Annotated in this window: 7 protein-coding genes; 2 read left to right on the top strand and 5 right to left on the bottom strand. The window is 73.6% G+C overall.

Features of this window, described 5'->3' with window-relative positions:
• Positions 1 to 14 precede the first annotated feature (14 nt).
• Together ACXJKF_RS13995 and ACXJKF_RS13990 are read right to left on the bottom strand one after the other, a co-directional pair.
• Entirely contained in the window at positions 15 to 1280 is a 1266-nt protein-coding gene (locus tag ACXJKF_RS13995; protein WP_456788314.1) for an ABC transporter substrate-binding protein, read from the bottom strand.
• An 84-nt stretch (positions 1281 to 1364) separates the two neighbouring features.
• Positions 1365 to 3011: a glycoside hydrolase family 13 protein gene (locus tag ACXJKF_RS13990; protein ID WP_456788313.1), complete on the bottom strand. Its 1647-nt coding sequence runs from the start codon at positions 3009 to 3011 to the stop codon at positions 1365 to 1367.
• Between the two features lie 75 nt (positions 3012 to 3086).
• On the opposite strand from ACXJKF_RS13990, the gene ACXJKF_RS13985 reads away from it, so the two are divergent.
• Both ACXJKF_RS13985 and ACXJKF_RS13980 read left to right on the top strand, forming a co-directional pair.
• Positions 3087 to 4301, top strand: a complete 1215-nt coding sequence (locus ACXJKF_RS13985) for an ROK family transcriptional regulator (protein WP_456788312.1) — start codon at positions 3087 to 3089, stop codon at positions 4299 to 4301.
• Between the two features lie 109 nt (positions 4302 to 4410).
• Positions 4411 to 5448, top strand: coding sequence for a hypothetical protein (locus tag ACXJKF_RS13980; protein ID WP_456788311.1), 1038 nt, complete (start codon positions 4411 to 4413; stop codon positions 5446 to 5448).
• Positions 5449 to 5454: 6 nt separating this feature from the next.
• On the opposite strand, the gene recD is transcribed toward ACXJKF_RS13980, so the two are convergent.
• Genes recD through recC form a run of 3 tightly spaced genes read right to left on the bottom strand, consistent with a single transcriptional unit; the run spans position 5455 to position 13729 of the window.
• Positions 5455 to 7128: an exodeoxyribonuclease V subunit alpha gene (gene recD, locus ACXJKF_RS13975; RefSeq protein WP_456788310.1), complete on the bottom strand. Its 1674-nt coding sequence runs from the start codon at positions 7126 to 7128 to the stop codon at positions 5455 to 5457.
• On the bottom strand, positions 7125 to 10406 hold the full coding sequence (locus tag ACXJKF_RS13970) for a UvrD-helicase domain-containing protein (RefSeq protein WP_456788309.1): 3282 nt from the start codon (positions 10404 to 10406) through the stop codon (positions 7125 to 7127). Before ACXJKF_RS13970 ends, recD begins: the two co-directional genes overlap by 4 nt.
• The gene (recC, locus tag ACXJKF_RS13965; RefSeq protein ID WP_456788308.1) at positions 10403 to 13729 is read right to left on the bottom strand and encodes an exodeoxyribonuclease V subunit gamma; all 3327 of its coding nucleotides are present in this window, start codon (positions 13727 to 13729) and stop codon (positions 10403 to 10405) included. Before recC ends, ACXJKF_RS13970 begins: the two co-directional genes overlap by 4 nt.
• Positions 13730 to 13820: the final 91 nt, after the last annotated feature.

The following is a 13820-nucleotide window of genomic DNA, read 5'->3' as shown; positions in this document are numbered from 1 at the left end:
GCAGGGTGAGGTCGTCAGGAACGGAAGGCCAGGCGCCGCCAGTCGGCGTCGAGGGTCCGCAGGATGGGCTCCGGGTCGGCCCCGGAGGCGAGCGACTGCGTGTAGTTCTGCAGCGGGATCGACTGGGGGACCAGCTGTGACGCACCCAGGTAGAAGGCGGCGTCGTCGTAGTACTCCTTCAGCTCCACCAGCGTGTCGTTGGTGACCGGGGCCGCGTCCTTGGTCACGCCGAAGCCCAGCGCCTGGGCGTTGTAGGCGTCGATGACCTCGGGCTGCATGAGGAACGCGAGGAACTCGCGCGCGGCTTCCTGCTTCCGGGAGCCCTCGGGGATCCACAGGGCGAGGTCGATGTTGACCCGCACCTTGCGGTCGGCCGGGTCGTCCGTCATCGGCAGGGGGAACGCACCGACGTCGAGGTCCGGGTTCGACTTCGCGATCTCGCCGATCGCCCACGGACCCTGCAGGTACATGGCCGCCTCGCCGTTCGCGAACGCGACGTTCCCGTCCCCGTAGCCGCGGCTCGCCGCGTTCTCCTGCGAGTACGGGACGAGCTCCTGCATCTGCTGCACCGGAGCGAGGAACTGCTTCTCGAAGGACACCGGCGAGTCGGGTCCGACGTTGGTGCCCTGCCGCTTGAGCTGGTTGAAGAACTTCGTCGTGTCGACGGTGCCGCCGACCGAGTAGTCGAAGGAACCCTGCGCGATCGTCCACGGGTCCTTGAACGTGCTGTACAGCGGGGTGACGCCCGCGGCCGCGAGCGTCTCGCACACCGCGATGAGCTCGTCCCAGGTGGTCGGGACCGTCAGGCCGTGGTCCGCGAAGATCTGCCGGTTGTAGAGCACGGCCGCCGCCATGAGCGAGTACGGGATGACGCTGGTGCGGTCCGGGTAGGTGGCCGTGACGTCGATGAGCGGCTTGAGCTCGTCGAGGATCCGGTCGGCCTCGGGCATGTCCCCGAGGTCGCTCAGCGCTCCCCGTTCCACATAGCGGGAGACCTCGAAGTTGTAGTTGAGGCAGCCGATGTCGGGTGGGGACTCCCGCACGAAGGTCCCGGCCAGGTTGGACGCGGCGTCGTGGCGGACCCGGACACGGGACTGCGTCTGGTGGAACTGGTCGATGAGCTCGTCGAAGTAGCCGATCACCTCGGGCTTCGACTGGTAGAAGACGATCTCGGTGGCTCCGGAGCCGCCTGGGCTGCGGGCGCACGACGCGAGAGCGAGGCTCGCGCCCGCGACCCCGATGCCACGCAGGAAGTCGCGTCGGCCCAGCTGTGCCGACATGAGGGGGGACATTGAGGGGGTACTGGACGTCATGCCTTCGCCTCCGTTGGTCGAAGTCACCGGGCGGCAGGGTTGCCGCCTGCGTCAGTCGTGCGGGTCGACCTGCTGCAGCCAGACGGTGGTCTCCGCCGGCACCTCGCGCCCCACTACCGGAGCGCTGGACATGATCACGGAGCCGGCCGGCATCGGCGCCGGCGAGCTCCCGAAGTTGGTGACGGACGTCCAGCCGCCGGGCCGCCGGAAGGCGACGACCGTCGGATGCGTGGGCGTGAGCCACTCCAGGGTCTCCCCGGTGAGAAGACGTCGCCTCTCGGCGAGCGCCCGTCGGTAGAAGCTCAGGGTCGACGTCTCGTCGGACTCCTGCCGCGCGACGGCGAAGCGAGCGAAGTCGGCGGGGACCGGCAGGTGCGCCAGCTCGTCGCCGAAGCCGAGCGTCGGGCCGTCCGCCGACCACGGCAGCGGCACGCGGCAGCCGTCCCGGCCCTTCTGCTCGCCGCCGGAACGCAGGTACGTCGGGTCCTGCAGGGCCTCCGCAGGCAGGTCCGCCACCTCGGGCAGGCCCAGCTCCTCACCCTGGTAGAGGTAGGCGGACCCGGGGAGGGCCAGGGTGAGCAGGGTCGCGGCGCGCGCGCGACGACGACCGCGCTCGTCGTCCGCCTGCGGCTCGGCTCCGTCGTGGCGGAGCCACGCGACCAGGTCGGCGCCCTCCGGCAGCGCGTACCGGGTGGCGTGCCGCACCACGTCGTGGTTGGACAGCACCCACGTGGACGACGCGCCCGACTCGTGGGCGAGCTCGAGGTTCTTGTCGATGATCGTCGTGAACGCCGTCGCGTCCCACCCCGCCTCGAGGAGGTCGAAGTTGAACGCCTGGCCGAGCCCTTCGGGGGAGGCGTAGCGGGAGCGCCGGTGCGCGGGCACCCACGCCTCGGCGACGGCGGTGCGCGGCGGGTCGTACTGGTTGAACAGCCGGCGCCACTCGCGGTAGATGTCGTGCACCTCGTCGCGGTCCTCGAGCGGGTGAGCACCACCCCAGATGTCCGCCTCCAGGTCTGCCTGGCTGGCGAGGGGCTCGGTGAGGTCCTTGGCCAGCGCGTGCGCGACATCGATGCGGAACCCGTCGACGCCCCGGTCTGCCCAGAACTTCAGGGTCGTGAGGAACTCCTGGCGCACCTCGTCGTCGGCCCAGTTGAGGTCGGGCTGCTCGGGGGCGAACAGGTGCAGGTACCACTCGCCGTCGCCGACGGGCTCCCAGGCCGGGCCGCCGAACGTGGAGGTCCAGTCGCTCGGCGGGAGCTCGCCGCCCGCACCGCGGCCCGGCCGGAAGATGTAGCGCTCGCGGGCACGCGAKCCCGGGTCGKAGGCGAGCGCCTCCTGGAACCAGACGTGCCGGTTGGAGGTGTGGTTGGGGACGATGTCGACGATGAGCCGGATGCCCGCGCGGTGCAGGGCTGCGCGCAGCTCGTCGAACTGCTCGAGCGTCCCGATCCGGGGATCGACGTCCCTGTAGTCGTCGACGTCGTAGCCGCCGTCGGCCAGGGCCGAGGGGTAGAACGGGCTCAGCCAGACGGCGTCGACCCCGAGCTCGCGCAGGTAGGGCACCTTGCCCGTGATGCCGGGCAGATCCCCGATGCCGTCGCCGTTCGAGTCGGCGAAACTGCGGGGGTACACCTGGTAGACGACGGCCTGCCGCCACCAGGCCGCGTCGAGCGTGGTCGCCAGCTCAGCAGTCACTCGTTTCCCCGATTTGATGTAGGTCCTAAATTTAAGTCGCGGCACTAGAGTGACGGTGTCGACGGAGGAGGTCAAGTGGTGGTGCGGGTCCCGGTGTCGTCGCGGCATCTGCGTGAGGCCAGCGCGCGCCTCGTCCTCGACCATCTCTGGGACGCCGAGGAGGTCACCGGGTCAGCGCTCATCGACGCAACCGGGCTCTCGCGGGCGACCRTGCACGGCGTCTGCGACGAGCTCATCGACCAGGGCTGGGTCACCGAGCTCGAGAGCCTGCGGGCCGCGGACCAGCGCAACGGCCGGCCCGCCCGTCGCTACGCGTTCGACGCCCGCGCCGGCGTCGTCGTGGGTGTCGACGCAGGTCAGCACCGGATCAGCGCGACCGTCGCGGACCTGCGCGGGGCCACGCTCTCCCGCACGGTGCTGCCCGTCACGCCGCAGGACGGCACCACGTCGCGTCGGCTCGCGCTGATCGAGGAGGGCACCCTGGGCGCCCTGGCCGATGCGGGCGCGGACCTGCGCAGCGTGCTGGCCGTGGCGGTCGGGGTGCCCGCCCCCGTCGACCGGGACGGTCGCACCGTCTTCCAGGACAACCCGTTCTGGGAGCTGATGAACCCCGACATCGCCCTGCACCTGCGCGATCGGCACGGCTGGACCACCCTGACCGACAACGACGCGAACCTGGCCGCCGTCGCCGAGGCCTGGCAGGGACACGGCCGCGACGCTCGGTGCCACGTCACGCTGCTCGCCGGTGAACGGTTCGGTGCCGGCGTCGTCGACGACGGCCGCCTCCTGCGCGGAGCGCACGGCGGGGTGGGGGAGATGCGCTACCTGGACTTCGTCGAGGGGGTCGGCTCAGCGGACGGGATCGGGGCCCTCGTGCGTGACGACGCCCGCGCGCAGCTGGCCCGCCTCGACGGGCGGACCGGCTCGTCCCTGCAGGAGCTCGACCCCACGACGCTGGACGCCGCGAACGTCTTCGCCGCGGCCCTGGGCGAGGACCCGCTCGCCGTCAGCGTCGTCGAGCACGTGGCGGCGCGCCTGGCGCGGATCGTCGCGACGTTCGCGAGCATCTACGACCCGGAGCGCGTCATCATCGCCGGCGCCGTCGCCGAGTCCTGCGAGCCCTTGCTGGAGCTGGTGCGGCACGAGCTCGACCGCTACGTCGACCCGCCGGGCATCGAGGTCCTCGCGTCCGCGCTCGGTCGCGACATCGTGACCGCCGGCGCCGTCAAGCGGGCCCTCGACCACGTGCGCGAGCACGCCCTCGACCTCGTGCCCGCCGAGCTGCGCTGAGAGACCCGACCCGAGCCGCGTCACGATTGCGACACGGGTGTATCGACGCCCACCCCTTCGGGTCCTGACTTCATCGGCAGGTTCATCCGAGTCGCAGGGGAGCACGACGATGTTCAAGGCACAGGCTGACAACTACTTCGGCGCCGCGGCGAGCCCACCCAAGGTTCCACCCGATCCACCACCGCGGTCCGACCGGGACACCGGCGGCGGTACGAAGGCGCCGATGTTCATGGGGCTGGCGTCCTGGCAGGCGGAGCCGGAGGTGCGGCGTCGTGAGCTGCTGCTGCAGATCGAGGCGCTCCAGAGCACGATGCGGGCCGAGGTCGTCGCCATGCTCCGCAAGGACCTCCGGGACGTCGACGCGATGCTGCTCGGACGCGGCAACCCAGAGCGCCACTGGACCGCGCAGGGCCTGCGCGACTGGCTCACGGGCGCCCGGATCGGCGCGGTCTGGCAGACGTTGCACGGCGTCGAGCGAGCGCTGGTCATGTTCCGGTCTGCCAAGGACCTCAAGGGCAGCCTCGACGGGATCGTCACGGACGCCAAGAAGTACCTGCCGACGCACGACCAGTCGGTCAGCCAGGCGCTGCGATGGACACGGGTCGCGCCGAAGGACCTCGACGAGTTCCGCAGCGGGGTGCGGGACCTGCTCGAGAGGTCGCACCACGCGTCCGACGAGTTCCACGAGACCGCGCGCCGCCTGCGCAACGGGATGCTCGGGATCACGCTCCTGACCGTGGCGTCCGTCCTGGCGCTGCTCGCCGTGCAGTGGGTGATGCCGAGCATCTGGTTGATCCCGGCGCCGACAGGCTTCACCGGGTCGCCCTGGGTGCTGCTCGCGTTCGTCATGGTGGCGGGCTCCCTCGGAGCCTTCATCACCGCGGTGCCCACGACGATCCGCGCGCGATCGGGCGGGCTCCCGTACCGTCTGCCGATCCAGCAGGGTCTGCTCAAGCTGGCGATCGGCCCGCTGCTCGCGGTCGTCGGGGTGATGTTCGTCGCCGGCGGTCTCGTCGCCGCCACGAAGGCCGAGGGTGTGCCGCAGCTGCTCGCGCTCGCGGTCCTGTTCGGCTCTGCTCAGCAGGCGCTCACGGCGTTCGCCGACAAGAGCGCGGGAGACCTGCTGGCGTCGAAGAACTCGGAGTAGGCCACCTCAGCGCGGTTCGCGCAGCCCGCTGGCACGGCGGGCAGGTCGGTCGACGGCGGCGCGGACGGCCTCCTCCGTGCCGATGACGCGCACGTGCTCGCGGGCGCGGGTGACCGCCGTGTACAGCAGCTCTCGGGTGAGCAGCGGAGACGTGGCCGGAGGCAGCAGGAGCGTGACGCGGGCGAACTGGCTGCCCTGACCTCGGTGGACGGTCATCGCGTGCACGGGGTGGACGGCGGGCAGGCGGTACGCGCGGACGAGGCGCGGGGCGTCGGGTTCACCGAACGCGACGATCACACCGCCGAGCCCGTCGGAGATGACGACGCCCGTGTCGCCGTTGAACAGGCCTCCGGCGCGGTCGTTCTCGGTGACGAGGAGCGGTCGGCCCAGGGGCCACGCGCCCGGGCCTGCGCCGACCCACGCCTCCGCGGCGGCCGCCCAGTGGGCCAGGCCGAACGGGCCCTCGCGGTGGGCGACCAGCAGGCGGTGGGCGCCCAGGGCCCGCAGTGCGGCGGGCGCGTCACCGGCCCGGGCGGCCTCCGCGAGGGCGTGGCCGCTGGACTCGATGTCGGCCTTGAGCCCGGCGACGTCCTGCGCGGACACACGATCGTCTGCCGGCTCCACCAACGACCGGTGCTCGTCGCCGGAGCGCAGGAGCCCGAGCGTCGCGTCGGCGTCACCGAGCCGGATCGCCTCGGCGAGCGCGGCCAGCGACGGGCCGTACCGGTGCGCGTGGGTGAGACGGACCACGCCACGGGGGAGTGCGGCGACGAGGTCGCCGAGGACCGCACCGGCGTCGACGCTGGCCAGCTGGTCCGGGTCGCCGACGAGCACCAGCCGCGCGGTCGGGCGGAGGGCCTCGACCAGGCGCGCCATCAGGGACAGAGACACCATCGAGGACTCGTCGACGATGACGACGTCGTGCGGGAGCCGGCGCAGGCGGTCGTGGCGGAAGCGGGTGGTCGTGCCGGGACGCCAGCCGAGCAGGCGGTGGACGGTGGTGGCGTGCAGGGGACCGACGCCTTCGAGCCCGGCGACCTCCGCACCGACCGACTCCTGCAGGCGTGCGGCAGCCTTGCCGGTCGGGGCGGCGAGCGCGACGCGCAGACCGGGGCCGGCGGCGGCCTGGAGCGCGGCGACGAGGCGCGCGACCGCCGTCGTCTTGCCGGTGCCCGGGCCGCCCGTCAGCACGGTCAGGTGCGAGGTCGCGGCCGTGCGGAGCGCCTCGCGCTGGGCGTCGTCGGTGGCCGACGGGTACAGGCGGTCGATCGCCGACGACAACGCGACCGGGTCGGCGGGGGCCGGTCGGGCGAGGCGCTCGTGCATCGCCGACCGGACCGTCTGCTCGTCGCGCCAGTAGCGGTCGAGGTACACGCGGCCGTCGACCCAGCGCAACGGCCGGTCCGCGGGTCCGCCCGGGCCGTCGGCGACGATCGGACTGCGGCGGATCGCGTCGTGCCAGGCCGGGTCCGCATCGAGGACGACGCAGACGGACCCGCTCCGCAGAGCCTGGACCGCGAGCGCGGCGGCGAGCAGGACGCGTTCGTCGTCCTCGCCGCCGATCGCGCCGAGACGCCGGGCGACGTGCACATCGGCCGAGGTCAGCTCCTCGACGCCCGCGAGCAGACCGGTCACGCGCCAGGGGATGCTCGCGGCGTACGGGTCGTCGGTGGTCGTCATGAGCCCGCCAGCAGGTCGGAGAGGGCGACGACGAGCGCGGCCGGCGGGCGCCAGGAGACCACGCCGAACGGCACGCCGTCGGTCGTCGGGGTGGCCGGTCCGGCCATCCCGCGCAGGAACAGGTAGAGGCCGCCGCCGAGGTGCGAGGCCGGGTCGTAAGCCGGGAGGCGCCAGCGCAGGTAGCGGTGCAGCGCCGCGGAGTACAGGAGGAGCTGCAACGGGTAGTGGGCATCCATCATCGCGGCGAGCGTGGACGACGGTCGGTAGTGCCAGAGGGTGAGGGGCTCGTCGAACGTGCCGAGCCGGTTGGTCTTGTAGTCGACGACGAGATACCGGTGACCGCCCGGCACGTCGGCGGGCACGCGCAGGACCGCGTCGATGGAGCCCGTGAGGTAGCCGCGCAGTCGGGCGCCGGCGAGCCCGTCGAGGCGGTCGGCGTAAGGCGCGAACGGGTCGTCGGCGGGGAGGTGGGTGCGCAGCAGGCCGGCCACGTCGCGGATGGTCCTCGCGGCTCGGCGGGGGTCGGAGTCGCCACCCGCGAGCGGCAGCTCGAAGTCGAGCTCCGCCAGACGGTCCCGCGACCCGACCGCCGCCAGGGACACGTTGCCGGCCAGGGGACCGAGCGGGGTGTGGAGCGACGGGAGCAGAGCCGACGCGGTCGTCTCCGGGTCGGCCGTCAGCTCGGCGCAGCGCGCGGCCACCTCGGCAGCCAGGTCCGGCGCGCCCGTGTCCACGAGCTCCAGCACGCGGTGGACGAACGTGCCGAACACGGTGCCGGACGGCAGGTCCGCCATCGGCGACGGGACATCGCGGCCGAGGCCGTCGTCGGAGTCGGCGGCCACCGGGACACCTGTCAGCCCGTCGGGCTCGTCCTGCACCCCCGGCGACTCCGGCTCGGTCCCGACGCGCCCCGTGTCGTGCGCGGCCGCCGTCAGAGCCGAGTACGAGGTCCGGCGCCACGCCACGTCCGGCAGACGGTGGAGCGTCGCGGCGCGCAGGTCCGCGGCCGTCGGCGCGGGTGGGGCCCACGGGCTGACCGCCGACGCCGACGTCACCACCTCGACGGCGAGCGCGTCGGTCGCACGGGCCTGCAACGTGCTCGTCGTCGCCGCGTCCGTGGTCGACCTCACCAGCTCGGCGGGGTTGCCGTCGGCGTCGCGGGCGCTGAGCAGCAGCCGGGTGAGGGCACCGCGTGCTGAGTTGGCCGACGGCGCCCACCAGGCGACGACCTGGCTGGTGGCCCGCGTGAGCGCGACGTACGCGAGGCGCAGACCCTCACCGTCGTCCGCAGCAGCACCGGCTGCTCGTGCCTCGTCGTATCCCGGGCTGCCCTTGCCGCCGACGTGCAGCAGTCGCAGGTCGTCCCGGTCGTACCCGACGGTCGCAGGGCTGGGCGGCGTGTACTTGTCCCACAGGAAGGGCACGAGCACGACGGGGAACTGCAGCCCCTTGCTCGCGTGCACGGTGATGACCTGCACGGCTGCGGTGTCGGTCTCCAGACGTCGGCTGCGCTCCTCGGCGTAGTCCTGACCGGCCTCGTCGACGCGGGCACGCAGCCACTCGAGCAGCGCGGCGGCGCCGAGCCCGTCGTCCGTCGCGGCCGCGTGCAGCGCCTCGCCGATGTGCCGGACGTCGGTCAGGCGGCGCTCGCCGTCCGGCAGCCGCACCAGCCGTTCACGCAGGCCGGCCGCGGCGGTGGCTTCGAGCAGGGACGCGACTCCGTGGTCGTCGAGCACGCGCGACCACGTGCGGAGCAGGTCGGCGAGCTGGTCGCGACGTTCGTCGGAGGCCTCCGCGAGCCCGGCCGGGGTCYAGCCGACGAACGGCGTGAGCGCGGCCGCGGACACGAAGCCGCTGACCCCAGGGCGCGCGAGCGCCGAGAGCAGCACCAGCCAGTCGCGGGCCGACGGCGTCGCGAACACGCTGGACAGCATCGAGATGACGGCGGGCACACCGACGGACGCGAGGGCGCGCTGGACCGCCACGGCATCACGGTTGACCCGGGTGAGCACCGCGATGTCGCCCGGCTCGACGGGGCGCCAGCCGCCCTCGTCGGCAAGCTGATCCTCGGCCAGGGTGCGCAGGACCTGCGCCGCGACGTCCGCGTAGACGAACTGGCGGACCTTGCCGACGGGCGGGTTGGCCGCGCCGTCCGCCGCACCCAGCGCCGTGCGGGTGACCTGCCGGACGCGCACCGCCGGTCCGCCGCGCAGGCGACGCCCGGAGCGTGCCGCCTCGATCGGGTGGACGACGATCCGGGGGTCGCCCAGCGCGGTCCCGGACAGGATCGGGGCGAGCCCGTCGAGCACCGCCGGGTCGGCGCGCCAGTTGCGGTGCAGCGTCTGGGTCGAGGCGACGGCACGGGCCCGCAGGTACGTGGCGACGTCGGCGCCGCGGAACCGGTAGACCGCCTGCTTCGGGTCGCCGATGAGGACGAGCGTCCGGTGGTCGTGGAACGCGGTCTTCAGGATGTCCCACTGGACGGGGTCGGTGTCCTGGAACTCGTCGACCATCACGATGCGGTACCGCGAGCGGACCCGTTCTGCGGCGGCGGCGCCCGTCTCCGGGTCGGTCAGCGCGTCGCGCAGCAGCACCAGCAGGTCGTCGTAGTCGAGCACCCGCAGGGCACGCTTGCGGCGGACCAGCTCGCGACGAGCGGCCGTCGCCAGCCCGTAGGAGTCACGGGCCCGCTCCGACGGCGCATCCGCGGGCTCGAGCGTCGCCGCGGCGTCGCTGATCGCCTCGTGCGCGATCGTGCGCGCGTCCTGCACGGACAGCGTCGGTTCCGGCGTGAACGCGTACTTGCGCAGATAGAGGTCGTCGACCACCTCCGCCTCGAGCGACGCGATGTCCGGGACCAGCCGCGCGTCGGGCTCGACGTCCCCGAGGGTGCCGAGCGACGTGAGCATCTGCTGGCAGAAGCCGTGCGTGGTGGTGATCGTCGCGGCGTCGAACTCCGCCAGCGCGACCGCGAGACGCTGCGCCCGGGCCACCCGGTCGGTGCTGGCGAGGAGGGTGATGACAGGATCCGTCGAGGCCGTGCCGTTCCGGAGGGCACGCTCCACCTCGACCAGGCGCTCGCKGACGCGTTCGCGCAGCTCGGACGTGGCCAGCCGACCGAACGTGACGAGCATGAGCTCGGGCAGGCGGGCGACGCCCTCGGCGACGTACCGGGCGGTCAGCGACGCGATCGTCGTCGTCTTGCCCGTGCCGGCGCTTGCCTCCAGGACGACCGTGCCCTCCGGCAGAGGGCCGCACACGTCGAACGGCGTGATCATCCGACCTCCTCGTGCGCGACGAGGTCGGACCAGAGGGCCATCGACAGGGCTCCGAAGCGGGTGGACTCGGGGCCGGTGGCCTTCTCGAGGATGAGGCGGTCGAACGTGACCGGGTCCCCGAACACGAGCAGGTGGTAGTCGTCGACCGCCTCGAAGCCGCCCCGCCCCGCGGCGGCGTCCTCGGCGGTCCCGAGCTCCGCGCGGGCGCTGCCGAGCGCGTCGGCCTCGTCGCCGCCGCCCGTGCGTGGGTGGGCGTACGCGAGGCTCGTCGCCAGCGGCAGGGGGAGCGCACCGCACATCGCCTCGTCGTGGATCGTGACCAGTCGTCGCAGGGCAGCCCTCGGGTCCTCGGGGGCGGTGAGCCGGGCGACCCGCGACGAGCGGACCTGGCCGCGACCGATGGTCACCGCCTCGAAGGTCCGCTCCGGGAAGGCGGACGCCAGCGCGAGCAGCTGGACCCAGGCGCGCAGGCGGTGCTTCGCCCCGAGACGGGAGAACACCGTGCGGACCAGGACGTCGCCGCGCACGCCGTTGACCGTGCCGGTGAGCACGCGTCCGTCGTCCAGCGGGATCGTGACGTCGATGCTCGTGTCCGGCTCCACCAGGTATCGCGCCGACGCGGCGAGCAGCGGCTCGACCTGCGTGCGGACCTGCTGGAGCGTGGCGCCGCCGAGCGTGGCCGGTGGCATGTGGCCGCGGCGTCGCTCGGCCGCGGCGGCGTCGTCGAGGTCGATGCCGTCGAGCGCGGCGCGGAGCAGCCGGTCGCCCACCGCCCAGCGGTCGAGGCCGCCGAGCTCGAGGGGGAGCCGGTCGTCCAGCTGCGGCTCGTCGCCCGGCAGGGTGGCGCCCAGCCGGGTCCGGACGAACGCGCGGACGGGGTGCTCCAGGGTGGACGCGAGATCCTCGAGGTCCAGGTGGTCGGACTCCGGAGGCTCGATCGGCCGGGCCTCGCCGGGCGGGGTCCGGTGACGTCGCGTGAGCGCCGCGGCGAGATCGAGCACGTCGAAGCTGAACGGCTCGCTGCGTCCGAGCCGTCCCGGCACGAAGTTGCGCTCGTCGACCGTCTGGAGCGGGTGATGGACGACCAGGTCCCGCGCGGACGCTCCGTCGGGAAAGGTGACCGCGTTGTCGACGGCGTCGAGCAGCTCGCCGACCGGGACCGCGGGCGGTCGCGCCGCGCCGGTGCGCTCGTCGGCGCCCGAGTACACGACGACCAGGTGCTGCTGGGCGCTGGTCACCGCGTCGAGGAACAGCTGACGGTCCTCCTGGCGCGCGTCGCGCTCACCGACCAGCGGGTCCCGCGCCAGGACGTCGTCCCCGTCGCGCCCGGACCCGCGGGGGAACGCGCCGTCATCCATCCCGAGCAGGGCGACCACTCGGTGCGGCACGGCGCGCATGGGCGCGAGCGAGCACACGGTCAGCGCACCGGTGCGGAAGTTGGCCCGCGTCGGGCGGCCCGCCAGGTGCGGTTCGAGCAGCGCGACGACGTCGGCGAGGCGCAGCGTGGTGCTCGTGGCGGTCCGCACCGCGTCGATGGCCCGGGTTGCCTCCGCCTGCTGCCAGCGGTCCGTGGGTGCCACGTCGGTGAGCAGCCGGATCGCGCGGTCGAGCGAGCCGAACCACTCGCCCGCGGGCCGTGCCCCGTCGAGCTCGCCGAGCGTCACGGTGAGCCGGTCGACGAACTCCGCCAGCCGTCCCACCAGGTCGACGTCGCTCGACCCGACGTCGTCGACGGGCAGGACCGTGCCGACGAAGCGCTGGTCCTCCTCGGCCATCGCCACCCCGAGCAGCAACCGGTCCAGCGCTGTGGCCCACGTGCCCTGGGGGAGCGACCCCATGCCGTAGCGGCTGCGCCGCGACACGTCCTCGCCCCAGCGCACCCCCGACTCCAGCGCCCACGCGCGCACGCGGTCGAGCTCCTCGTCGTCGAAGCCGAACCGGCGGCGCACCGGCGCCTGACCCGCGAGGTCGACCACGGCGGACGCCCCGACGCGCGAGTCCGCGAGCTCCAGCAGGGTCGCGACGACGGCGAGCACCGGGTTGGCGTTCCGCGGTGCGCGGTCGGCGATCCGGACCCGCAGCGTGCGGCCCGGGTGCTCCGGCGCTCCCTCGTCGGCGCCCGCTGCCGGGCCGAACGCGGCCTCGACCAGCGGGGCGAACGCCTCGACGTCCGGGCACATCACGATGATGTCCCGCGGCTCCAGGGTGTCGTCGTCGGCGAGCAGGCCGACGACCACCTCCCGGAGCACCTCGACCTGGCGGGACCGGCCGTGGCACGCGTGGACCTGGACGGACCGGTCGGCGTCGGCCGCCTCGTGCGTCGGACCCTCCGGACGGTCGTCGGCGATGCGGTCCTGGAGGGCGCCGAGCACCGTGCGGGGGCGGGGCGGGACCTCGAGGGCGGTCACGTCGKGGTCGAGCTGCAGGACCCGACCCGCGAGCTCGGTCGAATCGCCCGCCATCGAGGCGAGCAGCGGGTGCCTCGCGTGTGTCGGTGCGTCGGTCCGGCGCGTGGGTCCGTGCGCGGTCAGCCGGCGCCAGAGCGCGAGCGACGGCTGCGGCAGCCACAGGTGGACCTCACGGTGCTGCGCGAGCGCGTCGAGCACCTGCAGGTGGCCGTCGGGGAGCGCGGTGGCGCCGAAGACCGAGAGCCGTGCCGGCAGGTCGACCGTCGACGGGTCTGCCCGGAGCCGGTCCAGTGCCTCGTCGAGCCGCTCCGCCGGGGACGGCTCGCCGATGCTCTCCCGGACCTCCCGCCACAGGTGCGGCTGCCAGCGGAGATCCTCCGGGAGAGGTGTGCCGAGACCGTCCTCGTCCCGACCGCGCGCCCACGCGCGGAGCATCACCGGGCGCTGCACGTCGTACGTCCCGAACAGGCGGGCCACCCGGTGCGCCAGCCGGAACCGGCGGCCGCGTCGCACCTCGTCCTGGTCGTCACCGAGATACCGGCTCACCGTGCGGAGCCAGTCCGCGCCGAGATGGGCGTCGACTGCTCCCAGCACGTGCCAGGGCAGCTGGTCGGCACCCCACGGGTCCTCGTCCGTCGTCGTCGCCAGCGCATCGCTCACCAGGCGGTGCGGCGACCGGAACAGCACGTTCGCGCAGATGCCGTCCGCATCCTGCGCCGCGCCCAGCCGGTGGGAGAGCCGCTGCGCGACCCAGCGCTCGACGCCGCGCGTGGGGACCGCGATGACGTCGGGMGTGAACGGGTCAGGAGGGGCTGCGGCGAGGACCTCAGCGAGCGCCCCGACCAGGACGTCCGTGCGTTCCGCGACGTGGACGCGCAGACCCGAGGGGGTCTGTGTCGACGCGTCGGGGCTCACGCTCGGCACTGTAGTCACGCGGCGCTGAGCGTCGTCCCGGTTGTGCACAGGGCCGTCCGCGTCAGACGCCGAAGCGGTGTCCGGCAACGAG

It is taken from the genome of Cellulomonas sp. P5_C5, from assembly GCF_054049655.1.
Note: the sequence above shows the minus strand (reverse complement) of the source record. Positions and strands in the feature narration are given on the sequence as shown.

Excerpts from the sequence above, each read along its gene's own strand:
- ACXJKF_RS13995 (WP_456788314.1), bottom strand. The coding sequence starts at position 1,280 with ATGTCGGCACAGCTGGGCCGACGCGACTTCCTGCGTGGCATCGGGGTC.
- ACXJKF_RS13980 (WP_456788311.1), top strand. The coding sequence starts at position 4,411 with ATGTTCAAGGCACAGGCTGACAACTACTTCGGCGCCGCGGCGAGCCCA.
- recD (WP_456788310.1), bottom strand. The coding sequence starts at position 7,128 with ATGACGACCACCGACGACCCGTACGCCGCGAGCATCCCCTGGCGCGTG.